This is a genomic window from Labrenzia sp. PO1, from assembly GCF_012273635.1.
Lineage (GTDB): Bacteria > Pseudomonadota > Alphaproteobacteria > Rhizobiales > Stappiaceae > Roseibium > Roseibium algicola.
In genome coordinates this window covers 523187-548364 of sequence record NZ_JAAXCR010000002.1, presented here as the reverse complement: position 1 = coordinate 548364, position 25178 = coordinate 523187, and the positions used below count along the sequence as shown (strand labels likewise).

Genomic DNA, 25178 nt, shown 5'->3' with positions numbered 1-25178 from the left:
GTACGGCCCCATCACTGACCCAGTACCTTCCGGCAGTTATTGCCGGAAGGTCGTCTTCTCCCCAGGATCTGGAGAATTTGCGTGAGCGCGGTTTCCCTTAACAATATCGTCAAGAAGTTCGGTGGCTTTACCGCCGTTCACCGGATGAGCATGGACATCCCGGACGGAAGCTTCGTAACGCTACTCGGCCCTTCCGGATGTGGCAAGACGACCACCCTCAGGATGATCGCCGGTCTCATCGACCCTTCCGAAGGCGACATCACCATCAAGGGTCAACGCATCAACGACGTGCCGATCCACAGGCGAAACCTTGGTCTCGTCTTCCAGAACTACGCGCTCTTTCCGCACAAGACGATTGCCGAAAATGTGGCTTTCGGCCTGAAATACCGCGATATCCCGAAGGCGGATGCCGAAAAGAAAGTGCGCGAGGCGCTGGAACTGGTTCAGCTGCCCCATGTCAGCGACCGTTATCCCAAGCAGCTTTCCGGTGGTCAGCAGCAACGTATCGCGCTGGCTCGGGCCATCGTCATAGAGCCGGACGTGCTGCTTCTGGACGAACCGCTGTCCGCGCTCGACGCCAACCTGCGCGAGGACATGCGTGTTGAGCTGAAGCGCATCCAGCACCAGATCGGCATCACCACCGTCTTCGTTACCCATGACCAGTCCGAAGCGCTCGCCATGTCCGACCGGATCGTGGTGATGTCCAACGGACGGGTGGAGCAGATCGGCACGCCGCAGGAGGTTTACAACACGCCTGCAAGCGAGTTCGTTTCGCGCTTCCTGGGCATCTCCAACATTCTGCCAGCGACGTGCCAGGCGGTGAACGGGCAGGAGCTGTCCCTTGAACTGCCTTACTTCGGCAAGATCAATGTGCCGAGGGAAAAGGCTCCCAATCTTTCGCAGGCCGGTCCTGCACAGCTTGTTATCCGGGCTGAAAAACTTCTGCTGGCGGAAAAATCCGCTCCGGCGGATGATCGCATCGCGCTCGACGGCAAGGTCGAGGCGGTGGACTACCAGGGTCAGGCGGCACGGTATTTCGTGCGTGTCGGCGACCAGCAACTTCAGGTGATCAACATGATCGATCAGCACCCTTTCGAGGAAGGCTCGGACGTCTCCGTTCGCTTCCGTCCGCGCGACTGCGCAGCCCTGCCTGGAGCTGCTTCATGAGCCGTCCGCAAACCTCTCATCTGTTCTATCAGTCTCGTCAGCGCCGGCCCGTTCTGGACCAGGCGCGCGGTGTCTACATGTGGGACGTCGACGGCAAGCGCTATCTCGATGGTTCGTCCGGGGCGATGGTCTGCAACATCGGCCATTCCAACCCGCGCGTGCTGGAGGCAATGCGCAAGCAGATGGACAAGTCCACCTTCGGGTACCGCCTCCATTTCGAGACAGAGCCTGCGGAGCTGCTGGCCGCCAGGACCGCCGCACTGGCGCCCGAGGGGCTGGAAAAGGTGTTCTTCGTTTCCGGTGGGTCGGAAGCGGTGGAGAGCGCCATCAAGCTGGCCCGCCAGAACGCCATCGCGATCGGCCAGGCGCAGCGTTACAAGATCATCTCGCGCGAACCGAGCTATCACGGCTGCACGCTCGGCGCTCTCGCCCTGACAGGCTACGCACCCCTTACCGCGCCGTTCGACCCCATGATGCGGCCGATGCCGAAGATTCCGGCACCGCGCGCCTATCTCGACGGGCTGGATCCGGACGACGAGGCAACGGGCAGGCACTACGCCGACATGCTGGAGGCGAAGATCCTGTCCGAAGGCCCGGAAACGATCCTGGCCTTTATTGTCGAGCCGATCGGTGGCGCCTCCACCGGCGCGCTCGTGCCGCCGAAGGGGTACATGCAACGCATTCGCGAGATCTGTACGCGCTATGGCGTCCTGCTGATCCATGACGAGGTCATGACCGGTGGCGGGAGGACCGGAAAGTTCTTCGCCGGTGAACACTGGAATGTCGATCCGGATATTCTGGTGATCTCCAAAGGCTTTGCTGCTGGTTATGCACCTCTGGGCGCCATGATTGCGCATAAGGACATCGTCACCAATGTGCTCGACAATGGCGGTTTCCTGCATGGTTTCACCTATGCCGGCAATCCGCTTGCCTGCTCTGCCGGTCTGGCGGTGCTGGAAGAGATCGAGCGGGAAAACCTGTGCCAGAACGCGGCGGAGACCGGGGCGCTCCTGAAGAGCGAACTGAAGAAGCTAATGGACCGCTATTCGATCATCGGCGACGTACGCGGCGAAGGGCTGTTGCTGGCCTTCGAACTGGTCGAGGACCGTGCAAGCCTGAGACCGCTCGCAAAGGAACTGAACGCCTTCAACGAACTGGTCGATATAGCTTACGAGAACGGCCTTATCATCTATTCCCGCCGGACGCGGGGCGGTTACAGCGGCGACCACTTCCTGATTGCGCCTCCCATGATCTCGACACCGGATCATGTAGCCGAGATCATTGAAGGTCTCGACCTTTCTCTCCGCCAGTTTCTCGACAGGATTTCGCAGCAACAGGCCAGAGCCAGCTGACATTCAAGACATGACAGACAAGATCATCATCACCTGTGCCGTCACGGGCTCCATTCATACACCCACCATGTCGCCTCACTTGCCGGTGACGCCTGCCGAGATTGCAGGCCAGGCGATAGGTGCTGCCGAGGCGGGCGCCGCAATCCTGCATCTTCATGCCCGAAATCCGGAAACCGGCCAGCCGTCGGCGCGGGAGGCCGACTTCATGGCCTTCCTTCCGGAGATCAAGGCGGGCTGCGGCGCGGTGCTCAACCTGTCCACCGGCGGCAGCGCCATCATGAGCCTGGAGGACAGGCTTGCCGGTCCGCTGAAGGCAGAGCCGGAAATGTGCTCACTCAACATGGGCACGATGAATTTCGCGCTCTATCCGCTGGCCGACAGGTACGACGCGTGGGTGCATGACTGGGAGCAGCCTTTCCTGCGCGGAACGGATGATCTCGTCTTCAAGAACACACCGCGGGATATCGAATTCGTGCTGACGCAGATGGGCCAGCAGCGCGGTGCGCGTTTCGAGTTCGAATGCTACGACGTCGGGCATCTTTATATGCTGCGCCACTTCGCCGACCGGGGTCTCGTCAAGCCGCCGTACTTCATCCAGTTCGTCTTCGGCGTTCTGGGCGGTATCGGTGCGGACCCGGAAAACCTGCAGCACATGAAGCGGATGGCGGACAAGCTTTTCGGCGACGACTATGTCTTCTCCGTTCTTGCGGCGGGCCGACAGCAGATCCCTTTCGCCACCATTGCTGCCAGCATGGGCGGGCACGTCCGTGTCGGGCTGGAGGACAATCTCTACATCGCCAAGGGTAAGCTGGCCCGTTCCAACGCGGAGCAGGTCACCAAGATCCGCAAGATTGTCGAGGAACTCGGGCGAACGGTCGCAACACCGGAAGAAGCCCGGCAGATGCTGGGCCTCAAAGGGGCCGGCGAGACGGCCTTCTGATCATGAGCAACATAACGATCAGGCGGGCTGAACGAGCTGATGCCGAAAGGCTTCACGCAGCGCTGCTCCAGCTTTCGGCCGATATGGGTGACACTCACGTCGCCAGTCTTGATGATGTGATCCGCCACGGTTTCTCGGAAACTCCCGCCTTCTTCGCGCTGCTAGCGATCCGGCCGTCTGACGACCGAACGCTCGGCGTGTTGCAGGCCTCGCCTGTCTTTTCGACGACGCGTGGCGGCACCGGTCTCTATGTTTCCGATCTTTGGGTCGATGGAGAAGCGCGCGGAGAAGGGCTGGGCCAGCGCCTGCTTGCCGCCAGTCTGGATCTTGCGCCTGATAGCTGGACGCCGATCTTTCTGAAGCTCGCCGTTTATCACGACAATCCGGATGCACGCCGTTTCTATGAACGGCTCGGTTTTGCGCCTCGGGAAGGCGAAACCGTCTTCGATCTGCGCGCACCGGCACTCGACAAATTGAGGGACCGCTCATGAAAGCCATTTTTGACGACCGCCAATGGGTGCACGATCCCAAGCATTTCATGGCGAACGGCACCAGGCTGGCCAATCCGGAACAGCCAAAGCGCATCGAGGTCCTGACCGAAGGTGCCAAGGCGGCAGGTTGTCGTTTCGAGGTGCCGGACGATCATGGACTCGGCCCGATTGCGGCTCTCCACTCTGCGGAATACCTCGTTTTTCTTCAGACCATCCATGAACGCTGGGGCCGGATCGAGGGCGCATCCGACGAGGTCATCCCGAACATTCATCCGGATCGGCGCACGGCAAGTTATCCGCGCTCCGCAGTCGGTCAGGCCGGTTTCCACCAGGCCGATACCAGTTGTCCCATCGCAGCCGGTACCTGGGAAGCGGCCTATTGGTCTGCCCAAAGTGCGGTCCACGGCGCGGACTTGATGGCGGCCGGGGAACAGGCCGCCTATGTGCTGTCGCGCCCTCCCGGTCACCATGCATTCGCGGATCTGGCGGGCGGCTTCTGTTTTCTCAACAACTCCGGCATTGCGGCCGAAAGGCTTCTGAAGGCAGGCAAGCGTCCGGCGATCCTCGACATCGACGTCCACCACGGCAATGGCACGCAAGGCATCTTCTATGAGCGCGGTGACGTTCTCACCGTTTCGCTGCATGCCGATCCGGTGCGGTTCTATCCGTTCTTCTGGGGCCACGGCCATGAGCGCGGCGAGGGCGCGGGACGGGGCTGTAATCTCAACCTGCCCCTGGCACGCGGCACCGGGGATGACGAGTACCTGAAAACCCTGGAAACGGCCTTCGACCACATTCGGGCCTTCGGCACCGATATTCTGGTTGTTGCCCTGGGGCTCGACGCTTATGAAAAAGATCCTCTCAAGGGACTCGCCATCACCACTCCCGGGTTCGGACGGATTGGTGCCGCCATTGCGAAGCTCGGCCTGCCGGTGCTGTTCGTGCAGGAAGGCGGTTACCTATCGGAAGAACTCGGCCAGAACCTCACCAGTTTCCTGAAAGGGTTCCAGGACGCATGATCGAGACATCGGATTTTCTGATCATCGGCGGCGGCATTGCCGGCACCGGGGCCGCGGCACGGCTTGCGCCGGACGCAAAGGTCACCGTGCTGGAAATGGAAGATGCGCTTGGCCGACACGCGACCGGTCGCTCCGCCGCCATCTTCATCCGCAACTACGGCAATGCCACCTTGCGGGCCTTGAATGCAGCTTCTGAACCGGTTCTGAAGAACCCGGAAGGGATATCGGAGGAAAGCCTGCTGTCGCCCCGTGGTGAAATGCTCATTGCGACCGAGGACGAACTGGACGCGTTCAAGGCCTATCTGGACGGTGCCGACGGTATGGAAGTCCTGACGGCGGAAGAAGCTGTCGCCCTGTTTCCACTGCTTCGCAAGGAAACGATTGCCGCTGCTGCCATAGAGCGGGACGCGCAAGATATCGACGTCGACAGATTGTTGCAGGGCTTTGCCCGGCTTGCACGAAAGGCCGGGGCGCGGTTCGTCACGGAAGCGCCCGCACAGCGCATTCTCAGAAGCGGCGGGCAGTGGCGTGTCGAGACGCCCAAGGGTGCCTTCGAAGCGCCGGTCCTCATCAATGCAGCCGGGGCCTGGGCGGATCAGATTGCGGGTCTCGCAGGCGTTCGCAAGGTCGGCCTGGTGCCCATGCGCCGCTCGGCGGCCATCGTGCCGCCGCCGGATGGTATCGATGTCACGAAATGGCCGCTCGTCGCCAGCGCGTCGGAGCAATGGTATGCCAAGCCGGATGCCGGCAAGTTCATGGTTTCACCTGCCGATGAAGACCCGGTGGAGCCGCACGATGCCTGGGCAGATGACATGGTTCTGGCTGAAGGTCTGCACCGGTTCGAGCAGGCGGTCACCATGCCCGTCACGCGCGTCGAGCGCAATTGGGCAGGCCTGCGCAGCTTCGTTTCGGACCGCACGCCTGTGGTTGGATTTGCACCGGATGCGGAAGGGTTTTTCTGGCTTGCCGGTCAGGGCGGCTACGGCGTACAAACGGCCCCAGCGCTCTCCCGGCTCGTTGCGGATCTTTGTCTCAAGCGTCCGAGCGAACTGCCCGAGAAGGTAGTGGCTGCTCTCGATCCCGCCCGCTTGTTCTGAGCGGGCGTCTCTTTCAAGACAAGAAGGAATTCAATCATGTCCGACATCAAACGGCTGGAAGTTGGCCCGCGCATGAGCCAGGCTGTTATCCACGGCGGTCTCGTCTATCTTGCTGGCCAGGTCGGCAACCCGGGCGACACCGTTTCCAACCAGACCCAGACGATCCTGGAGCGCATCGATGCCCTTCTGGAGCAGGCTGGCAGCAACAAGAGCCGCATTCTCCAGACCACTATCTGGATGGACGACATGAAGGACTTTGCCGAGATGAACAAGGTCTGGGACGCCTGGGTCGATCCGGCAAACCCGCCGGCACGCGCTACCGGCGAAGCCAAACTGGCGGCCCCGGAATACAAGGTCGAGATCATCGTCATCGCGGCACTCGCTTAAAGCGAGGTCGGCCGGTTCGAAGTCAGGGCCTCCGGTTTCACCCACCGGCGTCATCCCGGCCAAGCGCAGCGCGAGCCGGGATGACGAGCCGAGGGGCTCCGTTCAAAAGAATCCGCCGCTCAATTGCGCTGACGTTATATCTCGAGATTGCTGGCAGCTTCGGCAACAAGCGAGCGCGCACGACCGGCGTCGGCGATCTCATGCGCCAGCAGCAAGGCGAGCTTGGCGAGGTAAAGCTCCCGTTGAGCGGATCCGATGGCATCGAGCTGTTCGGCCAAGGCCTCGTAAACGGTTTCCAGATCGGCGGGCGTCATGCTTTTCCTCCAGCTACTGCAAGCTCGAGAGCTTGGCGGATTGCCTCTGGTGAAGCGGTTTGCCAGCGCGCTGCAATGTGCATGTCGGGCCGGACAAGATAGGCACTGCCGGCGGAAGCCGCGAGCACTTCAGATGCTTCCGAGCCCGGCTGCAGCACGACCCGGGTAAAATCCAGGTCGGCGAGACGATCCGCCACCTCTTTACTGAAGGCGATCAGCGAGAACCCGTCACCGAGCAAGTCGGACAGGAACCCGTCACCAACGCGCGCGTTCGGAAAGACAGCGCCGGGTTTTGGCCCACCATCGAAGTTTTCGTCGTCCGGGGTAACAACCGGACTGTCGGCATAAGTATAGGGTGTCATCTGGCGCGGGTTGGCGAGCTCTCCCGCAAAGGAGTGGCTGAGCGAAAGATTGAGAGCTGCGTCGCGCATCAATTGCCAGCCTGCCGTCGGAGGGGTCATGAAACGGGCGGACTTGGAGGCGTTCCGAAACACATCCAGCGTCGCCCCACGCCGCTCGGGCGTGTAGCTGTCGAGGAGATCCGCGCCGGCCTTGCCGTTCAGCACCCAGGCGAGTTTCCAGGCAATGTTGTGGGCGTCGGCGAGACCGTTGTTGAGGCCACGTACGCCAAAGATCGGCACGATGTGCGCGCTGTCGCCGATGAAAAACACCCTGCCGTCGCGGTAGTCATCCAGCGCCAGGGTGTTGGCCGAATAGATGCTCCACCATTCCAGGTCCCAGTTCCCGTCATAACCGATTTCCGTCAGAACGGCGGCCACTGAGGCACGCACGGTGTCCTCGCGGATGGCTTCGGCTTCGTCCTCGCCATCGCGAAGCTGATAGTCGATGCGCCAGATGTTGTCGGGCTGCTTGTGAACAAGGATCGTTCCGCCCCGGCGACAATCCGGATCGAACAGGGCGCGCCGGATCGTCGGGTAATCATGCTCCATCTGGACGTCGGCAATCACGTAGCGGCCTTCAAAATTCTCGCCCTTGAGCCGCAGACCGCGCAAGCTCCGGACGGTGCTGCGAGCACCATCCGCCGCCAGCAACCAGTCACAGGTCATCTGGTAGGTGCCAAGCGGATCCTCGATTGTCAGTCGCACACCCTGCTCAAGATCGTCCAGACCGCAGACACGGCTTTGCCATCTCGTTTCGATCAGCGGCTCCCGCTGGATCGCATCCCACAGGTACTGCTCGATATATTGCTGTTCGAGGTTGTACATCGGCCGGTATTTCTCGCGGGGACTGTCCGGCATTTCAAATTCGAGGATCTGCCTGCCGCGATAGAAGCTGCGGCCTGTGGTCCAGCCGAGTGATTTTTCCAGAAAGGGCTCGACTGCGCCAACCCGGTCGAGAATGTGGTAGCTCTGCCGGGCGATACAAATCGCGCGGCTGCCGTCGTTGAAGGTGGACTTCGCATCCAACAGGACGCAAGCAATTCCTTCGCGGGCAAGTGCCAGCGCTGCGGTCATTCCGACCGGCCCCGCTCCGGCAATGGTAACACGTGCAGGCCGGGTCAGATGCGCACGGTCCGTCGGCGCTTCGAAATGCGGATAGGTGAAATAGAGCGAGTCCGTTTCGGCACGTCCGGCTGGCCTCATTTGAGGATCCTCCCTGATTGTTGGCAGAAGATTAGGAGCCTTGCCGTCGCGCGTCTGTCCCCTTTCGGGGAGGACATGCTATCAGCATTTCATGAGCACTCCGGACGGACACACCACTGCCTGTCACATTGAAGCCTGCCTCGCGGATCTGGGCACGGATCGGTTTGCCCAGACCTTTGTCTCGTTTGTCGAAACGCTCGGTGTCGACCAGATCATGGTTTTTGCAATCGAGAACACGCAGGCTCGGTGCCTGCTGTCGTGGCACTTCAGCCGCTCCGTCATGGCCGGAAAACTTGCCGAGACCTATCTCGACGGCTGGTTTCTCAAGGACCCTCTATTGCCCGATCTGGTGGCGTCACCGCCTCAGTCGGTGACCTTGAGCCGGCTCGCCGAGATCGAGGGCCGGATGAGCGCAGACTACCGGAAGCTCTTTTTCGAAAATCCCGGCATGCTGGCAAAGACGACATTGCTTGCGGTCGGAGAAAAACTGCGCCTTTTCGTCAGCCTCTATCAAAGCGATCCTGCCGCTCCCCTGTGTGATCCGGATCTTGCACGCCTTGCAGGCCGTCTGGCTCTGCTCCATTTCGAAAAGGCATCGGACACGGATCTGCCACCGCCTTTGGCGGCGCTCAGCGAGCGGGAGCGTTCGGTGTGTCTGGGCATCCTGTCAGGTCGCAAGGCGGAGGCGATTGCAGCAGATCTCGACGTCGCTCCCTCGACAGTCATCACATACCGCAAACGCGCCTACGCAAAGCTTGGCATTGCCTCCAGAGCCGGCCTCTTCGCAATCTGCGGGAAGTAGCTCCATCTCGCCATGGCGAGCCGTGTCAGAGACCTGCAACTCGTTGACAGGCACCAAGGGCGCTCCTAATGATGCTCTCATGTGCGAAGAAGATACTCAAATCGTTTCCCGGTTCGCTTGCATCCCAATAGGCGGGATGCAGGCTGATTGTGTACGCTGAGTTTCAAGCGTTTCGCGCACCTGCACCCCCGCCGGATCGGGCGGGGCTTTACCTGTTGCGGTGCGCGCCGTCCATCGGCACTCTGATGGAGAAATAAATGGCACAAAACATCTATGACGAACCGGCCTTTTTTGAAGGCTACAGCCAGCTGCCCAGGTCGCAGTTCGGCCTTGACGGGGCTCCCGAATGGCCTGCTATCCGGGCACTGTTGCCGGAAGCAAATGGGCTGCACGTTGCCGATCTCGGCTGCGGGTTCGGCTGGTTTGCCCGCTGGGTCCGGAGCGCTGGTGCTGCGCATGTACTTGGTTTCGACCTGTCTGAAAAAATGCTTGCCCGTGCGCGGGACGAAACCGAAGACGATGCGATCGTTTACCGGACTGCTGACCTGGAAACCCTGAAGCTGCCTCAGGCAGCCTTCGACCTGGTCTACAGCTCGCTCGCCTTTCACTATATAGAGGACTTCAACCGCCTGGCCGGAGAGATCTTCAGATCACTCAAGGTAGGAGGCAGTTTCGTCTTCAGCATCGAACACCCGATCTTCATGGCACCAGTAGAACCTGGATGGATCGAACTGAACGGCCGGAAGTCTTGGCCGGTCAACCAGTATCTTCGCGAAGGAGCACGGGAAACCAGTTGGCTGGCCGATGGCGTCGTCAAATACCACCGTACCATCGGCACCACGCTCAACACGCTGATCGCGGCAGGTTTCACGGTTGATCATGTGCTGGAATGGTTCCCCGGCGAAGAGCAAATCGAAGCCATGCCATCGTTGGCGGAAGAGATGGAGCGCCCGATGATCCTGATCGTCAAGGCACGCGTTTGAGTCCGGAGCGCGGGCGGTTCAGGAACGACCGCCCGCGCTTCCAGCGCTCAAGGCGCTCATCTGCCTTGCCGTTTCCTCGTCTGCGGGAAAGAAGGCCTCGATGGCGATTTCGGACAAGGTGACATCCACGGCCGTGCCGAACACCGTTGTGGTGCTCAGGAAGCTCAAGGTTCCGTTGGGGCCTTGCAGATAAAGCGGAACGGCGATGCGTCCCTTCTGTGACGGTACCTCGGTCCGTGATTTGCGCGACCGCTCCGGAGCCATTTCGGCGAGTTCCTCCCTGAGCGCGGCAAGCTTCGGGTCGGCGGACTGATCTACCTCATGTGCGAGGCGTGCAAGAATATGGGCGTGCCATTCACCGAGGTTGAGGATGCGTGGTGCCAGGCCTTCTGGGTGCAGGCTGAGACGAAGCACATTTACCGGTGCTTCCAGCAGATGTGGCGCGACGCCGTCCAGCAGGGCAAAGATCGCCTGATTGGCGGCCTGCAGCTCCCAATGCCGGTTCACGGCAAGGGCAGGGTGGGGCAGATGTCCGTCGAGGATCTGCCGGACAACAGCGGTTGCCGCGGCAAGTTCAGGCTCATCCAGCCCGTGCTGCGGATATTGCGGGGCATGGCCTGCCGCAACAAGAATGGCATTGCGTTCACGCAAGGGGACATCCAGCTGTTCGGCAAGATGCATCACCATGTCCCGGCTTGGACGAGACCGTCCTGATTCCAGAAAACTCAGGTGGCGCTGAGAGATATCCGCTTCACTGGCCAGTGCAAGCTGGCTCATTCGCCGGTGTTGTCGCCACTGGCGCAGCAGGTCACCCGCCGTTTCCGCTGTTCGTTTCATGAGCATTACCCTGCTGGTGCAGTTTCGAAGATTCAATTACCTGCGAAGTAATCGACTTCAGAACATCGATTGGCAATCCTCTTGTCATCGCCACTCGCAGTGTGCGGGTGGATTTCACGAGTGGAGACAGATGATGACCAAATCGAATTCAGGTGTTTCGTTACAGGTGGTTCTACGGTTTGACGCGCTGACCTGTGCGGTGATGGGTGTCCTGCTGGTCGGCGCATCCGGATGGATTGCCGGATTGACGGCACTTCCGAGCGAGCTTCTTTTCTGGGCAGGTCTGGCCTTGTTTCCGGTAGCGGTTTTCATGGGAGTATTCGCGTTTGCCGGTCAGGTGCCTGTCTGGGCGTCAAGCCTGGTAGTTACCGGCAATCTTCTTTGGGTGCTGGCCAGTTTGCTGCTGCCGTTGACGGGCCTGATTGCGCCCAACGTGCTGGGCTGGGCGTTTCTCTTGGCGCAGGCTGTCGTCGTGCTCTGCTTCACCTGGCTGGAGTGGAAAGCCGCAAGGCCGCAGCCCGTCATTGCGCAACCGCTAGCTTGAAGAGACCGGACCATGACCTGTTACGCCATCGGCCATCTGCGCGAAATCGAAATGGGGCCCGACATCGTGGCCTATCTGGAAGGGATCGACGCAACGCTGGCACCCTTTGACGGTCGCTTCATCATCCATGGTGGCGAGAAACATCAGCTGGAAGGCGCGTTCCAGGGAGACCTCATCGTGATTGCCTTTCCTGACCGGGTACGGGCCGAGGCCTGGTATGCATCGCCGGCTTACCGGACGATCCTGCCACTGCGCCTGAACAAGGCGGTGGGCGAGGTGTTCCTGATCGAAGGTGTCGACGCGGATCACAAGGCAACGGATGTACTTTCGTGATCTTCCGACGAAGTCGCAGCACGAAAAGGAAAGGCCGGTCCCGATGAGGAACCGGCCTTTTGACTTGTTGTCCTTGCCTGCGTCCTAGAAGCTGATGGCAACTCCCATCAACGGGCCGTGTGTGACCGTGTCATAGCTGAAGGCGGATCGGCCGGACTTGCCGTTGTCATAATCGACGCCGGTTGCCTTGTATTGCAGATGCAGCGCGACACGATCGTTGAAGTGATAGCCGACACCGCCTTGCAGACCCCAAGTGAAGTCCGACACCAGGCCAAAACCGCCGACGTTACCGCTGCCGAACAGCGACCATTTGGGTGCCACGAAAACCTGACCGCGAACGCCGATCACCGGATCGATCCATTGTTCGGTGATTGTTCGGGTAAAGGTGTTGGCCGGCGTGTTGGCACTGACCTTCAGCTGATTGTACCACCAGCGCCCCCCGGCATAGGCTTCGGCCCAGTTCCGGTCCTGATGCCAGAAGCGGTAGCCGAAGAAGGCTTCGGTCACCAATTGCTTGACGCCAGCATCGATACTGCCGCCGACACGTGGGAAACTCCGGCCCTTACCAAGGTCCATGTAGGCCACGTCCAGTGTTGCGCCGAAGCGATTGTCGTAAAGCGCCTCGAAATGACCCATCGCCCCGAATTGAAGGTTCTCGAAAATGGTTCCGGGGGAAACGTCGAGCGACGTGTTGGGCAAGCGGCCGATACGGCTGTTTCCCTGAATGGTCGGGGCAAGCAGGTAAGGCGCGACGACGAATTTCCACGCTCGGTCGACACGCACATCCGGTGTGTCAACCGGAGCAGGCGCTTGGGCCAGATCGGCAGCCTGAGCACCCCCGGTCAGCAGGCTGGCCAATATCAGAAGAAATGCAGCTCTTTTCATATTACCCCGCCCCTGTTGGGTCCCTATTTCGGGAAAAGAAAGGTCACTGCAGCCCGTGCGCCGAAGCCCTCCGGGCCGTTGTCGGAACTTGCTGCATAATACCGAACACCTGCCTGAAAGCTGATGGGTTGCTTGTCGATGGTCACAAGTTTGGCAACCATGGCGTTGATCGGCACGGACCATTCGTCCGACGTCCAGTCATAGGTGCTTTCCGAGTTCAGCGTGAAGGTCCAGGCGTCGTCGGTCGTGTAGGACAGAAACGGCTGCAGGAAGGTCGAATTGACGTCGCTACGATTATCGTCACCTGCGTATGACCAGACGTGGTTGACTAGCCCGCCATAGGTCCACGGGCCGGATTGACGCAGCACAACGCCCGTCGGACCGGCGCCCCATTTGCGGGTGCTCAACAGGTCGTCGGTACCTGTGGGCAGCAGCAACACCGGACCAAGGCCCCAGATGATCCCGCCGGACGTTGGCTCCTTTGGCGAAAAGAAGAAGCTCTGCGTCGTGTCGCTGAGACCGAACTGCGTGCCTGAATTTCCGGCAATGTCATCCTGCCAGACAACGGGCAGGATCGTTCGAGAGATCAGGTTCCAGTCCTCGTTGAGCGAGAACGGCACCACGGGCTGTATGTTGAGCGTGACCTTGTTGCCGTCGGCAGGGCCAAATCCGTGATCGTAGTTCCATTGAAACGGAACGCTGATGAGAGACGCCACGGGATTGGAGAGCTTCTTGGCAAGTTCGGAATCCTGAGCACCTGCCGGTGTCATCTGGAAGAAAAGCGCCAGAGCGCCCAAGGTAACCAATTGCTTCATGGTCTCATGCCTTCCATGCTCAAGAGAACTGCCCTTGCAGGGGGTTGATCATCTATGTGACCCAGAAGCTCCTTCCGGGTTTTGTGGATGTACTTCTGGAAATGGCAATCAGGAGTATAGCATGCCTTTTCGTCTTATTGCTGTGAAAGCTGTTGCCTGTAGGATTGCAACGTCGGGTCCGAAGGATTGGCAACCAGGGCCTTTTGCAGACTGAGCTGCGCTCCCGCCATGTCACCGACTGCCATCTTGATGCGTACCTGCATCACCCAGGCATTGATCATTTGCGGATCCAGCAGCGTGACTTCCTCAAAGGCTGCTATGGCTGCCGGGATATTGCGAAGAACGAGCGCAGTTCCACCAAGCACGAGCTGGGTCTCCGGAAAATCCGCCTTGTTCGCGAGTGACTGCTGCCATTCGGTTGTGGCACTGGACGCAGCCTCGGCCATTTGGTCCGGCATATGGGCAATGGGAGCGCCGATCATGAGACGGGCCGCGGCAATCCGGACGGCTTTGACCGGATCACTCAAGGCAGGAATGATCCGCGGAAGCCGCTGGGTTGGCGGAACCGGCTGCTGTAACGCCAGCACTCCGGCGCGGACGATTGGCTCCGGATCTGCCAAAAGGTCGGTGACGGCCTCGGCAATCTCCGGTGTCGCAACAGGCAGCAGCAGGTCCAGCGCGCTCGCCCGAACGATGCCCGGGTAGCTTGCCTGATGGGCGACTGCCAGAAGGTCCGTGGCGTTCACGCCCGGGTTCTGCCGTGCCGCCGAAAAGATCTCTGCAAAATGCGGCCCACGGTGACGACTGTCCGGAAACCGCTTTTCAAGTTCTCCGGCCGCCCAGGCGGCAGACTTGTCGGTGTGGCAGTCGTTGCAGGCATTCGGCGTGCCGAGCTTTTCAGAAAGATCCGGCCGTGGAACGCGGAAGGAATGATCTCTTCGCCCGTCGATGCCCATATAGACGCGCTCGATCATGTGGCAGGATTTGCACTCGGCGCCCGGCGTCTCCGGTTGATGGAAATGATGGGAAGGGTCGTCATAAAGCTTGCCCGTCAGCGACGGAAACGCCTCGTTGCCCGCGGAACTGTGGCATTGTGTGCAAACGGCGTTGCCTTCCGCGCGCAATTCTCCGCTGTGTGGCTCGTGGCAATTGCTGCAGCTTACGCCCTTGGCATACATCTTTGACTGCAGAAATGAGCCGTAGACATAGACCTCGTCAAGGATCTGCCCGTCGGCGTGATAAAGGCCTTCACGTAGTGGCGATAAACGGTACGCATCATGGAACGGTGTACCAGGCACCGGATTGCCGTCCTCAAAGGCTTCGCGGCGCGAATGACAACCTGCGCATTGCTGGATTTCCGCTTCCGGCTGGCCTTTTGCAAACACCGGTAGAAGACCGGTCGGCCCGGTTCCGGGGAAGGGGCTTTTGCCGTAGGTCTCCGGGTCTTTCGCCCAGGCAAGATGGGCGGCCCCCGGTCCGTGGCAGGCTTCGCATCCGACGCCGATTTCCGCCTGCCGGCTGGAGTAGGTCCTGGTGGCGGGGTCATAATTCTTTTCAAAGCCGGTGGCGTGGCACTCGGCGCAGCGGGCGTTCCAGTTCTTGTAAGGTCCGGTCCAGTGCAGCCCGTCTTCAGGTGGCGGAGCATCGTCTGCGTAAAGGTGGTACCAGCGCTTGTTCTGCTGGTCCCAGACCACGTCGAAAGACTGAACCCGTCCCGGTTCCGTTTCGACAAGATACTGTTGCAGCGGAGCAATTCCGTCGACGCCGATCACCTTGAACGTTTGCGTCTTACCCGGAACGTCGCTCGTCTCGATGAAATAGTCGCCGTCGCGTGTGAAGAAGCGGCTGGTGCGCCCCTTGTGCGTGAACTGCGAATTGTCGAAGTCCGCATCGACCGTATCCGGTCCGGGCTCCATCCATGCCTTGGAATGGTGTGAAGCGCGCCAGGCGCCGGCTTCCGCCTCGTGGCAACCGGTACATGTTGCTGTGCCGGCATAGTCCGGAACAGCGGCAGAAAGGTTTTCGGCTGCATTGGCGCTCTGGAACCAGAGCACGGCAAGGAGCGCGACGAGCAATCGGGTGAACAACATTCTGTGCGCTCAAACCTCTCCGTCAAAGCCGCTGGGTAAAACGAGACGTCTGTTTCTGCCGGCACTGCCTGGTGCTTGTGCAGGCTCCATGCGGAGAAGCTGCTGCCTACCGGCTGCTTCTCCGCACGGCTTCGTCTCGCCGATGCCTAGTCGAGGTCTGAACAGGGAACGACGTGTTTCTGGCCGGCAGCATCCGTTACCTGGCAACCATTGTCGCTGTTCGAGCTTGCGATTGCAGATCCGACCAGCGCACCGGTTGCTGCGCCAACGGCCGCACCGGCCAGGTAGCCGCCAGTCGGGCCATAATAGGGGCGGCCGTAGTAGCCATGGCTGCTGTTGTTTTCCACGACCACGTTGTGGCCACCATGATACCCGCCGTGATATCCCCCGTGGTAACCACCGTGATAACCGCCATGGTATCCGCCGCGGACAACGTCATGGGACATTGCGATCCCGCTGCTGCCGAGGAGCAGGGCAGCGCCAACACCAAAAAGTCTGATCGTGCGAAGCCTCATTCCTTTTCCTCCAGTTCCAGCGTTTCCTTGACGTCTTCCCAATAGGCGAGCCGCTCTTCACAGTTGATGCTTTCTAGATCGCGAGCAGAGCCAAAACCGACGGAGGCCGCATAGTCGTAGGCGGCATCTTCACCATGGTCGTAAAGGACGTGCACAAACAGGTGGCGGGCCTGGTCACGGAACGCCTTTTTCTGGTCGTCCGGCGTGCAGGCGTAGGCATTGCCGACATCCAGTCCGAGTGTCCGCATACGCTCTTCCATGCGTTTTTGTATCTTTTGGGGATCGTGCGCCAACGCCGGGCCGGCAAATGCCAGTCCTGTCATGAGGGTGAGGCAAAAAATTCTTTTCATGATCTATCCTTGCAGCTTGCATCGCCCTCGGTCTGTCCCTTCAGGTCTCCGAGCCGGGCGCGGTGCACTCCAGTTGCTGTTCAATTCATGTGTCTTTTCCGGTTAATCTATTCCGGAAAGATCTGCTTCCAATCGTCTTTCATGCTGATGATATGCCAACCTTCCTTCGGGGCGTCGTCCAGCCCCTTGTTCAGCGACCCGAAATGGGTATCACGATCATAAGCATATTCTCTATCTGCATCATCATGATGGACAAACATGCCGAGGCGCTTGCCGGAACCGGCAGTCGTATATTGCAGCATCTGATAATCGCCGTCGGAATTGCCGAAGGCGGCCAACGGGCGTTTGCCTATGTGGGTCAGGATGCCGACGGGCTTGCCAGCCTTGTCGTCGACAAAGGCAATCTTGGGTGTCCGCATCAAGGTGGGAATGCCGTCGACGACCTCGTATTCAGTGACAATCGATGAGCCGACCACCTGCTCAGGCGGTATGCCGTAGATCTCTTCGGTCCAAGGACGCATGAATTCGATGCCGCCACCGGAGATGATGAAGGTCTTGAAGTCGTTGGCACGCAGATAGGCGAGAAGTTCCAGCATCGGCTGATAGACAAGCTCGGTATAGGGCTTGTCGAATTTCGGGTGCTTGGCAGTTGCGATCCAGTCGGTGACCGTCTTTTCGAACTCATCCGTGCTCATCCCGGCATGAGTCGCTGCGACGATCTCCATCAATCCCTTTTCACCGGCCTTGCCGAGGGCTTCCATGTCGTTTTCCAGAACGGCCTGGAAAGGCTGGGTCGTCTTCCATTCCGGGTGGTCCGGTGCCATTGCCTTCACCCGGTCGAGCGCGAAAGCAAGCTGGGTGTACATGGGGTGCTCGACCCACAAGGTGCCATCATTGTCGAAGGTTGCGATCCGCTCTCCCGGTGCCACGAAATCCGCGCCACCTTCGCTCGTAACTGCTTCGACGAATTCGACGATCGCCTGCTTGTTCGCGCCATCGTTCCACGATGGCAGCGGGTCGGTTTGTGCAAGGGCACCCGATATCCAGACGCTTGCTCCCAACAGGCCGGAGACCATTGCGCCGAAGAGGAATTTGACCTTCATAGCTGCAACCTTCCAAATTCGTGTTGTTCAAGGCGATGTCCGCCCCGGACGTCGCCGGGACGGACACTCAGCTACTTCGTAGATCAGTTGCCGGTTGGCAGGCCGATCGAGAAGCCGTCCTTGGCGAGAGCCTCCTGAACATATTTGAACCGCTGATACTGGCTGAGCGTGATCGGACCGGTATAGGTTTCCGACTGCAACTTGCGCGGCGGATATTTGATGTAGGACTTCATGAGTTCCGTCACCTCGTTGTTGATCACCGGCAGATACCAGGTGCGTTCAGTGAAGTTGTTCATGAACATGTCGTAGCGCTCCTGCGGATCGTCCAGCAGGTTGAACACTTGCGGAACAGTAGCAACATAGCTGTCGGGGCCCTTCCAGCCAAGGTTGCTGTCGACTGCCAAGCCTCCGGTGGTTGCGCCATCGTCACCGCGCAGGTTGAAAACGGCCTTGTAGTTGCCGACGCGCGCTGCACCGGGAGAAAGTTCGTTCTCGGTGAAATAGAACCAGGCCTTTCGGCCGGAGTCTCCGGAACCTTCCCACACAGGTGTCATGTCGTAGCTGTCGAAGATGATCGGCTGGCCTTCGCGGTCTTCGGTCGGCAGCGTAATGCCGGCAGCAGAAGCGAAAGTGGCCATCAAATCGAGACCGCCGACGACTGCGGCACTTTTCGTGTCCGGTTTGACGTGCCCGGGCCAGCGGACGATTGCCGGAACGCGGTTGCCGCCTTCACGCACGGTGCCCTTGGTGCCTCGGAACGGCGTGTAACCGGCGTCCGGATAAACGTCCTGCCAGGCGCCGTTGTCCGTGGTCCAGAAGACGATCGTATTGTCGGACAGACCGAGCTCATCGAGTTTATTGACCAGATTGCCGATGCGGCTGTCCAGTTCGACGACGGAGTCTGCATATTTGGTTTTGGAGATCGATTTTCCTTCGAACTCCGGCGCCGGCATGTTCGGCTGGTGCACCTTCATGAAGTTGACGTTGATGAAGAACGGCGTGTCCGGCTTCTTCGCAGCTTCTTCCAGGAACTCGAGCCCCGCTTTTTCGACGTAGCCATCGAAATAGGGAATACCAACCACGCCCTTGTCCGGCGTGTCGACGTATTGGCCGTTGATCTTGAAGTCCTCTGTCGGCTTTTCACCGGCCTTGCCGGACAGCGACCCCTTTGTAACCTTCTCGAACATCTCGCGCAGGTCCTTCGGCATGTCCGGGAACCAGGTCGGATCGGCATAGGTGTAGGCGTTGAGATGGTAAAGACCGACGTATTTCATCACGTCATAGCCCTGGGCATTTGGCAGCGCGTAGTCCGCTTCACCAAGGTGCCATTTGCCGGTGAAATAGGTGTCGTAGCCACCGGTTTTAAGAACCGACGCCAATGTCCACTCGGCCGCGGGAAGGCCGCCACCCTGGCCCTGGAAGGCCACCGTTGTCATGCCGGAGCGGTTGGGAATACGGCCTGTCTGCATGGCTGCGCGGCCCGGCGTACAGCTGGGCTGGGCGTAGAAATGCGTGAACATCATGCCGTCGTCAGCCAGCTTGTCGATGTTCGGAGTCGGCATGCCGCGGGCTTCACCGCCCAGATACGGGCCAGTGTCACCGTAGCCGGTGTCGTCCGATACAATGAAGAGGATGTTGGGTTTCTTCGCGTCTTGCGCGAAGGCCACACCTGACAGCGCTGTGCAGGCCATGCCTGCGACCGCCAGTCCGGTTACTATTCTGGTCAACATACCTAATGGCTCCTTTTTGGACCATTCGTGGAGTAGGCCGATGACGACCCGTCGATAGGTGCGCCTCCTGTCAGGAAGCTTGAAATTTCCCGTTCAAGTTCTTCAATCACGGAGCGATAGTCGGCAGCCTTTGCTTCATCGTTCTGCCAGCGTTCAAGGGCACAACATGCGGTTGCGTAGTCCTCGCAAAGTGACAAGAAGGAAGGATGAGCGTTGCACAGGCGGCGAAGGGCAAGTTCGTCCACTTTGAAACGACGCATGATGAGAGCTGTTGTCGGCATGACGACACTGCCCCGTTGTCTAATAATCACGGAAATTCCAACAGGATTACGTACGGGACTCAGGGGCGTTACAAGGTATGAACAGGTACGAACAGGAGTCTGAGGTGGTGTGTTCACCAAGATTGTCGGCTATAGTGCTTCTTACGGATGACAAAACTTATGGCGATGGACTATCGTTCAACTAAATTTATTGTCCGGCCCTTTCAGGGGGAATTATGCGGTCTGGCAGACAACAAATAGTTGCGTCGGGTGATGTCGAGGAGTTCGATTGCCCGGAACGAGTTCGGGAAGAACTTTCCCGTGTCCTGCACAGCGATCATTTTCACGCAACGCCCAAGCGCCGCGCCATGTTGACATTCCTGATAGAGGAAGCGTTGGCCGGGCGCGCGGACACGCTGAAGGGCTACGTTATCGGGTTGGCCGTCTTCTGTCGTGACGAGAACTTTGACCCGCAATCAGACCCGATCGTTCGTCTGGAGGCCCGCCGACTGCGGCATGATCTGGACAGTTACTACATCGCCGAAGGCGCGCGGAATCCGATCCGCATTTCCATTCCCAAAGGCCAGTATGCGCCGAAGTTTCATGACAATCTGGCCAGTGTGACTGCACGGGACGTCTCGACCACCGGCAACGATGAGACGGCAGATACTCATGTGCCGGAAGAGGTCAATGCGTCGCCAAGACCTGCACGAACCTCACCCAGGCTGCCATGGCTGGTTGCTTTGGGCGCGGTGCTGTTCGCACTCCTGGTGCTCGGAGCCGCTTTCGTGATGTACTTCGTGCCCCCACAGCAGGAGCGTCTCGAGACTTCGAAACCTTCCGTGATGGTTCTTCCATTCAGCGTTACCTCGGCTAATCCGGAACAACAGATATTGGCGGCGGGTATTGCCGAGCAGATCATGACTGCCCTGAGCCGGTTTCCGGACTTCCGTATTTTCTGGCCCCCCGTCGGAACCAAGACAGCCGAAACCTTTGATCCGGTTGAAATCGGCCGGCAGGAAAACGTCTCTTTCCTGATTACCGGATCTGTCGGGTCGGAAGACGGGATTGTCCGTGTCAGTGCGAAGCTGGTGCACAGCCCCAGCAAGCGGGTGCTCTGGTCGGGCAGCTATGATCGTATGCGCAGCCGGACGACTCTGCTGGAAATCGAAAAAAGCATCGCCTCGGAAATCGCTACCGTCGCTGGTCAGCCCTACGGTGTTATCAAGTCGGAACTCGCCGGTAACCTGTCCGTTGGAAGTGAACCGAGCAACGACAGTTTCGAATGCGTACTGCGCGGCTACGTGTACCGGAGGAACTTTTCAAGGCAACTGCATGCAACAGTCGAGGCGTGCCTGAATAGTGCGGTCAAACGGGACCCGGGTTATGTTGAAGCCTGGGCTATGCTCGGTTGGATCTATCTGGATGCTGGTCGCTTTGGTCTGGCAGCAGACGGAAACAAGGAACTTGCCTTCGACCGTGCCTTGGACGCCGCGTCACATGCCCTGAGCCTTGATGGCAACAACATTCTGGCGCTCAAGGCGCTGTCATCGATCAATCACTACATGGGAAACATCGAGGAAGGGGAAAGGCTTGCCAAGAAAGCACTCGAACTAGATCCCAACGATCCGGACACACTGGCTCAACTTGGTTGGCGGCTGTCCGTTGTGGGCAAGTTCGAGGAAGGCATTCCCTATCTGGAAAAGGCGATCGAACGTACGCGGAACGCGCCCGGCTGGTATTTCCACCTGATTGCCATAAACCACCTGCTGAACGGCCACTACGCCGAGATGCTGACAGCGGCGAAGAAGGGCGTTCTGGACGGATCCGGAGTGAGCTGGTGTCTTGTCGCTGTTGCCCAATCGAAACTTGGCAACAAGGAAGCGGCTCGTGCTGCGTTGGAAAAGATGGCCGACGTTTCTCCCGGCCTGAGCCGTGACCCAGGTGCCTTCCTCCGCTCCCATCGGGCTAGCGAGCAGATTGTTACTTCCCTCATGGCAGGACTGAGAGAAGCAGGATGGACCGCCCCTGCCGGACAGTGAGGTCCGGCGAAGCAGCCCGGAAGCTTTCCGGGACGGTTGTGCTATTTGCGGCAGCCGTTCCGGAAAGCGTGTTCTGAACGAGTTGTGGGCGGTTAGCAGCCCGGTGTCATCGAAGTGCCTTCGGACATTTCGCCTGCGCAAGCGTCCGGGTCGCCATCCGGGCCCTGGTCTACTGAACTCAGGCCGCCGATCGGAGGCGCCGCGCTACCGTTCTCCAGGCCGTCGCCGGACTGGTTGCTGGATTGGCAGCCGCCCAGGGCCAGAAGCGAAATCAGAAAGGCAGCAGAGAAAAATCTTACAATCATATTGGTCACTCGCATGCGCCGCAGATGGCGGGAGTTGGAAGGCGGGGCGCAAGTACGTGCTTTTCGCGTAATGAACTTCTTGCGCTCGTATTGATTGTCACGATTTTTTGTTTTGCTGCAATAGCCCCATCGGTACAGGCGCCCGATTTATCTGGTGGTTTGCGTTCTGAGGGGGGCTTTTGTCAGTCACCGGCCACGAAGTAATGAAGCGTGCCGTCAGGACCGATGCCGACGCGATAAAACGTCCAGGCACCGAAATCCTGCATTTCAGCAAAGTCGCCTGCGGTAACGATCCGGAACAACTCCACTTTCTGATCGGGTGTCAGATCGTGAAGCGGGTAACGGGCAAAATACGGCCAGAGATACATTTCCTGGGGTGTACCTGCATCTACATGCAAGAACCCTGCATCCATGATGTCGGCGAGAATGGCCAGGATCTCGAAGCCTTCGCCGTCACCGGAGATTTCCTTCAGAAAGTCTATCGGGTCGTCGATTTGCCCGAATGAGACCGTAGGCGGCAGTTCGTTGCTCTCGAACACCATGCGCAGCCGTTCCATGTTGCCCGAAAGCGCTGCTTCCTTCAGCTGGGCTTGCATGCGCTGCACAGGCTTTGGCAGATAGGACGTGCTGTAGAGCACCTGAGGCAACTCGGCGCTGGCCGGCAAAGTTGCTTTGGAACCTTCTGCGGCTGCCGGCTCTCCAGCTTCGGGCGCTGCGAGGTCTTCCGCCGGAATTGCGGGTGCATTTTCAGGCTCGGACGGCGCAACCGGAATTGTTTCCACCTGGACAGTCTTGGCGAAACCCGGGGCTGCGAGCGCTGTGCCCGCCAGAAGACCGGCGGCAAGAACCGCAGCCTGATAAATCCGACTCATGAAAGTTCCTCGTTTATCCGCACCTGCCGGTCCCCATCGTATAACACTGGCACAAGCAGGCATCGCCCCGCGCCTTTCCTTAAACAATTCATGCGAGACTGAAAACATCGGGACCGAGATTTCCTCTTGTCTTGTCACGACGCCGCGGGGCCGCTATCGAGAGGTCCGTTCGCTTTAAAAGTAATATCAAGGGTCTAGAAAAGGACCGGCCGTGTCGTTTTTCGAATATGCGCTGATCGGGTTTTTTGTTGGCATTATCACAACAGCCCCGGTTGGTCCTGTAAACATCATGGCCATTCAACACGCCGTGCATGGCGGGTTTCGACAGGGTGTCTTCGTGGGGCTGGGGGCTGTCGTTGCCGACACCATCTTTGCGGCTGCTGCGATTTTCGGCATCTCCGCTGTCACCAATTTCATCGAAGGCCAGTTCGACCTCATCGAGATCGTCGGCGGAGCTCTGCTGATCATTTTCGGCATCAAGATCTGGAACACCCATCCGCATCTGACCCGGAACGGCAATCCGAGAGAACATGGATTTTTGGCCGATGCCACCGCAGCCTTTTTCATGGCGATCACCAATCCGGGTGCAGTGCTTGCCTTCGTGGCGATATTTGGTGGTCTCGGAGATTATCGCCCCCAGACGGGGGATCATTTCGGCGCATTGGTGATGGTTGCCGGTGTCACGGCAGGGGCGACCACCTGGTGGGTGCTGGTCTCGGCATCTGTTTCACACTTCAAGTCGCGTATCGACGATCTCTGGCTGGATCGTGCCAACCATATTGCCGGATTTCTGCTGGTCGTGTTCGGCGCGCTGATCTATCTCAAGCTGGCGCTCGAAGCGGCAGGCGTTGGGCTGATCACGTAGCACTGGCCAAGCGTAAATACACCTGAATCAAAAAGGCCGGGCAACCGGCCTCTTCAGAATGCGTGTCGTGAGCGTGCGTTTTACTGAAGTACGCGGTTCACGGTGTAGTCGCCCTGCAGGATGCGGTCCGGCAGGCCTTCAGCCAATTTGGCCACGGCATCTTCACCATAGGCAGCAACCAGATCCGCAAGTGCAGTGAACATCGCCGCGTGAGCGACGGCGTCCGCATCTACACCATTGGCGATGGCTTCGGCCCAGGCGTCGGAAATGAAGCCGAGTGCAGCACGTCTGATGTCTTCGTCTTCAGCAAATTCGGCTTCCATTGCCGCGTCGGCGTAATCGTCGTTTATCATTCGCTTCCTTACCGGTCCTTCCCGAACGCAAGAGGGACAACTCCCGCGTGTTCCTGCCCCGAATCTTGAGTAATGATCCTAGCACGGCGAACCGCGCTGATAAGTAACCGTGAACGCAAACTTAACGGCCACCCACAAATTTGATTCAAAAGGTTAACCAACTCGTAACGATTTGAAGATTTCTGCGAAAATTACCGACCATAGCGACTGGTGACGTCGCTGATGATGACCTCGCCTTCGCTCAAGTACTGTCCCATTGCGAGACGGGCAGCCTCTGTGCACTCTCGGTAAGCAACTGAGAAACCACGATAACCCTGGTTAAATCGCTCAATGAACCTTCGGCGGCGATTCTCGTCCAGCGTTTCAGCGTCCAGGAAATCTTCCATACGGTCACGCCAGCTCGGGTTATCGCTTTCCTTGCACAGCGGTCGCAGGAAATGCAGAGCTCCGAATATCTCCGACAGACGCATGAGTTGCTGTTCGTAAGGGGGCGCGTCGATCGCGGTTTCCTGCGCCGATACAACCTGCACCGGGCACATGGCCGCAAGGGCCAGAACAACAGCAGTCCGGGACAGGAAAACGTGCATTCGGCGTTTGATCATGGGCGGATCATGCTGAACCCGGCGCCGCACCGCAAGCACTATGGCAAGTTGATCCAAAGATTAGAGGTCTGGTTGCTTGGTTGAAGGGATAGGCAGGTGCCGCCGAATGCGGTCCGGCGTACCGGGTGTGGTCAACAGCCCGTCGAGATCTTCCAGGCCGACCCAGTCGAGCGCAGCGGCATCATCGGCGGCAACTGCAGTTCCCGATAGATAAGGCCCACAAAAGACAGTCAGGATGAAGTGAGTGACGACACGGCCGTCATCATCTCTCTGGATGGAATCGAAGGTCTCGACAGGCTCGCTGATCGCGGCAGTGACACCGGTTTCCTCCAGCAGTTCACGCGCGGCCGCTTCCTGAAGGGTCTCCCCAAGCTCGATCACTCCACCAGGCAAACTCCAGTGATCCTTGAAAGGAGGCCTGCCGCGCTTCACCAGCAGCGCACGGCCATCACGATGGCACAGGACACTGACACTGGCGCGTGGCGCTTCCGGATAAAACCTGGACATGGAACCTCGGCGGA

At 59.2% G+C, this 25178-nt stretch carries 29 protein-coding genes; 13 read left to right on the top strand and 16 right to left on the bottom strand.

Translation table 11 applies throughout. The features are described from left to right. Positions 1 to 81: 81 nt before the first annotated feature. From HCG46_RS10420 to HCG46_RS10390, 7 genes are read left to right on the top strand one after another with little or no spacing between them, the layout of a single operon-like run. Positions 82 to 1167 carry an ABC transporter ATP-binding protein gene (locus tag HCG46_RS10420; protein ID WP_168686127.1) on the top strand — a complete coding sequence of 362 codons (1086 nt, stop codon included), beginning with the start codon at positions 82 to 84 and terminating at the stop codon, positions 1165 to 1167. Then, positions 1164 to 2519, top strand: a complete 1356-nt coding sequence (locus HCG46_RS10415; RefSeq protein WP_023001911.1) for an aspartate aminotransferase family protein — start codon at positions 1164 to 1166, stop codon at positions 2517 to 2519. Before HCG46_RS10420 ends, HCG46_RS10415 begins: the two co-directional genes overlap by 4 nt. A gap of 10 nt (positions 2520 to 2529) precedes the next feature. Continuing rightward, on the top strand, positions 2530 to 3459 hold the full coding sequence (locus HCG46_RS10410) for a 3-keto-5-aminohexanoate cleavage protein (RefSeq protein WP_023001910.1): 930 nt from the start codon (positions 2530 to 2532) through the stop codon (positions 3457 to 3459). A gap of 2 nt (positions 3460 to 3461) precedes the next feature. Next, on the top strand, positions 3462 to 3950 hold the full coding sequence (locus HCG46_RS10405) for an N-acetyltransferase (RefSeq protein ID WP_023001909.1): 489 nt from the start codon (positions 3462 to 3464) through the stop codon (positions 3948 to 3950). Beyond that, the gene (locus tag HCG46_RS10400; RefSeq protein ID WP_168686125.1) at positions 3947 to 4969 is read left to right on the top strand and encodes a histone deacetylase family protein; all 1023 of its coding nucleotides are present in this window, start codon (positions 3947 to 3949) and stop codon (positions 4967 to 4969) included. Before HCG46_RS10405 ends, HCG46_RS10400 begins: the two co-directional genes overlap by 4 nt. After that, positions 4966 to 6066 carry an FAD-binding oxidoreductase gene (locus HCG46_RS10395; protein ID WP_168686123.1) on the top strand — a complete coding sequence of 367 codons (1101 nt, stop codon included), beginning with the start codon at positions 4966 to 4968 and terminating at the stop codon, positions 6064 to 6066. The genes HCG46_RS10400 and HCG46_RS10395 overlap by 4 nt, the downstream gene beginning before the upstream one ends. 36 nt (positions 6067 to 6102) lie before the next feature. Next, a complete protein-coding gene (locus HCG46_RS10390; protein WP_168686121.1) occupies positions 6103 to 6453 on the top strand; it encodes a RidA family protein in 351 nt (116 codons plus the stop codon). Between the two features lie 134 nt (positions 6454 to 6587). On the opposite strand, the gene HCG46_RS10385 is transcribed toward HCG46_RS10390, so the two are convergent. Continuing rightward, positions 6588 to 6767 (bottom strand): DUF2783 domain-containing protein, encoded by a 180-nt coding sequence (locus HCG46_RS10385; protein ID WP_168686119.1) that lies wholly within the window; start codon positions 6765 to 6767, stop codon positions 6588 to 6590. Continuing rightward, positions 6764 to 8371, bottom strand: a complete 1608-nt coding sequence (locus HCG46_RS10380; RefSeq protein WP_168686116.1) for an FAD-dependent monooxygenase — start codon at positions 8369 to 8371, stop codon at positions 6764 to 6766. The genes HCG46_RS10385 and HCG46_RS10380 overlap by 4 nt, the downstream gene beginning before the upstream one ends. A 91-nt stretch (positions 8372 to 8462) precedes the next feature. Here HCG46_RS10380 and HCG46_RS10375 point away from each other — a divergent pair, with 91 nt between their 5' ends. Together HCG46_RS10375 and HCG46_RS10370 are read left to right on the top strand one after the other, a co-directional pair. Continuing rightward, a complete protein-coding gene (locus HCG46_RS10375; RefSeq protein WP_023001903.1) occupies positions 8463 to 9173 on the top strand; it encodes a helix-turn-helix transcriptional regulator in 711 nt (236 codons plus the stop codon). Between the two features lie 257 nt (positions 9174 to 9430). Beyond that, positions 9431 to 10156 (top strand): class I SAM-dependent methyltransferase, encoded by a 726-nt coding sequence (locus HCG46_RS10370; RefSeq protein ID WP_152504532.1) that lies wholly within the window; start codon positions 9431 to 9433, stop codon positions 10154 to 10156. An 18-nt stretch (positions 10157 to 10174) separates the two neighbouring features. On the opposite strand, the gene HCG46_RS10365 is transcribed toward HCG46_RS10370, so the two are convergent. Continuing rightward, on the bottom strand, positions 10175 to 10993 hold the full coding sequence (locus HCG46_RS10365; protein WP_031269694.1) for a helix-turn-helix transcriptional regulator: 819 nt from the start codon (positions 10991 to 10993) through the stop codon (positions 10175 to 10177). A 133-nt stretch (positions 10994 to 11126) separates the two neighbouring features. Between HCG46_RS10365 and HCG46_RS10360 the strand changes: the two genes are divergently transcribed. Both HCG46_RS10360 and HCG46_RS10355 read left to right on the top strand, forming a co-directional pair. Continuing rightward, the gene (locus HCG46_RS10360; protein WP_209009436.1) at positions 11127 to 11537 is read left to right on the top strand and encodes a hypothetical protein; all 411 of its coding nucleotides are present in this window, start codon (positions 11127 to 11129) and stop codon (positions 11535 to 11537) included. Between the two features lie 12 nt (positions 11538 to 11549). Further along, the gene (locus tag HCG46_RS10355; RefSeq protein ID WP_062490148.1) at positions 11550 to 11870 is read left to right on the top strand and encodes a DUF1330 domain-containing protein; all 321 of its coding nucleotides are present in this window, start codon (positions 11550 to 11552) and stop codon (positions 11868 to 11870) included. A gap of 84 nt (positions 11871 to 11954) precedes the next feature. Here the strand turns inward: HCG46_RS10355 and HCG46_RS10350 are convergent, their stop codons facing one another. The 8 genes from HCG46_RS10350 to HCG46_RS10315 all read right to left on the bottom strand — a co-directional run bounded on the left by HCG46_RS10350 (position 11955) and on the right by HCG46_RS10315 (position 19669). Next, positions 11955 to 12755, bottom strand: a complete 801-nt coding sequence (locus HCG46_RS10350) for a hypothetical protein (RefSeq protein WP_168686112.1) — start codon at positions 12753 to 12755, stop codon at positions 11955 to 11957. A 23-nt stretch (positions 12756 to 12778) separates the two neighbouring features. Next, on the bottom strand, positions 12779 to 13570 hold the full coding sequence (locus HCG46_RS10345) for a hypothetical protein (protein WP_023001897.1): 792 nt from the start codon (positions 13568 to 13570) through the stop codon (positions 12779 to 12781). 134 nt (positions 13571 to 13704) lie between these two features. Continuing rightward, complete coding sequence (locus tag HCG46_RS10340; protein ID WP_168686110.1) at positions 13705 to 15660, bottom strand: multiheme c-type cytochrome; 1956 nt, start codon at positions 15658 to 15660, stop codon at positions 13705 to 13707. A gap of 146 nt (positions 15661 to 15806) precedes the next feature. Then, positions 15807 to 16175 (bottom strand): hypothetical protein, encoded by a 369-nt coding sequence (locus HCG46_RS10335; RefSeq protein WP_152504526.1) that lies wholly within the window; start codon positions 16173 to 16175, stop codon positions 15807 to 15809. After that, positions 16172 to 16525 carry a hypothetical protein gene (locus tag HCG46_RS10330; RefSeq protein WP_168686108.1) on the bottom strand — a complete coding sequence of 118 codons (354 nt, stop codon included), beginning with the start codon at positions 16523 to 16525 and terminating at the stop codon, positions 16172 to 16174. The genes HCG46_RS10335 and HCG46_RS10330 overlap by 4 nt, the downstream gene beginning before the upstream one ends. A 107-nt stretch (positions 16526 to 16632) precedes the next feature. After that, positions 16633 to 17601, bottom strand: a complete 969-nt coding sequence (locus HCG46_RS10325; protein ID WP_168686661.1) for an HAD family hydrolase — start codon at positions 17599 to 17601, stop codon at positions 16633 to 16635. A gap of 110 nt (positions 17602 to 17711) precedes the next feature. Continuing rightward, on the bottom strand, positions 17712 to 19319 hold the full coding sequence (locus HCG46_RS10320) for an arylsulfatase (protein ID WP_023001892.1): 1608 nt from the start codon (positions 19317 to 19319) through the stop codon (positions 17712 to 17714). Positions 19320 to 19360: 41 nt separating this feature from the next. After that, positions 19361 to 19669, bottom strand: a complete 309-nt coding sequence (locus HCG46_RS10315; RefSeq protein ID WP_152533462.1) for a hypothetical protein — start codon at positions 19667 to 19669, stop codon at positions 19361 to 19363. A 185-nt stretch (positions 19670 to 19854) separates the two neighbouring features. Here HCG46_RS10315 and HCG46_RS10310 point away from each other — a divergent pair, with 185 nt between their 5' ends. Next, the gene (locus HCG46_RS10310) at positions 19855 to 21660 is read left to right on the top strand and encodes a tetratricopeptide repeat protein (protein ID WP_168686106.1); all 1806 of its coding nucleotides are present in this window, start codon (positions 19855 to 19857) and stop codon (positions 21658 to 21660) included. Positions 21661 to 21752: 92 nt separating this feature from the next. On the opposite strand, the gene HCG46_RS10305 is transcribed toward HCG46_RS10310, so the two are convergent. Both HCG46_RS10305 and HCG46_RS10300 read right to left on the bottom strand, forming a co-directional pair. Then, on the bottom strand, positions 21753 to 21965 hold the full coding sequence (locus HCG46_RS10305) for a hypothetical protein (protein ID WP_077290667.1): 213 nt from the start codon (positions 21963 to 21965) through the stop codon (positions 21753 to 21755). A gap of 182 nt (positions 21966 to 22147) precedes the next feature. Continuing rightward, a complete protein-coding gene (locus HCG46_RS10300) occupies positions 22148 to 22837 on the bottom strand; it encodes a hypothetical protein (RefSeq protein ID WP_168686104.1) in 690 nt (229 codons plus the stop codon). A 211-nt stretch (positions 22838 to 23048) separates the two neighbouring features. Between HCG46_RS10300 and HCG46_RS10295 the strand changes: the two genes are divergently transcribed. Further along, on the top strand, positions 23049 to 23702 hold the full coding sequence (locus HCG46_RS10295; RefSeq protein ID WP_023001887.1) for a LysE family transporter: 654 nt from the start codon (positions 23049 to 23051) through the stop codon (positions 23700 to 23702). An 80-nt stretch (positions 23703 to 23782) separates the two neighbouring features. On the opposite strand, the gene HCG46_RS10290 is transcribed toward HCG46_RS10295, so the two are convergent. The 3 genes from HCG46_RS10290 to HCG46_RS10280 form a co-directional block, all read right to left on the bottom strand. Next, on the bottom strand, positions 23783 to 24055 hold the full coding sequence (locus HCG46_RS10290; protein WP_006933467.1) for a hypothetical protein: 273 nt from the start codon (positions 24053 to 24055) through the stop codon (positions 23783 to 23785). A gap of 191 nt (positions 24056 to 24246) precedes the next feature. Then, on the bottom strand, positions 24247 to 24657 hold the full coding sequence (locus HCG46_RS10285; RefSeq protein ID WP_077290665.1) for a TIGR02301 family protein: 411 nt from the start codon (positions 24655 to 24657) through the stop codon (positions 24247 to 24249). 60 nt (positions 24658 to 24717) lie between these two features. Beyond that, positions 24718 to 25164, bottom strand: a complete 447-nt coding sequence (locus tag HCG46_RS10280) for an NUDIX hydrolase (protein ID WP_168686102.1) — start codon at positions 25162 to 25164, stop codon at positions 24718 to 24720. Between the last annotated feature and the right edge of the window lie 14 nt (positions 25165 to 25178).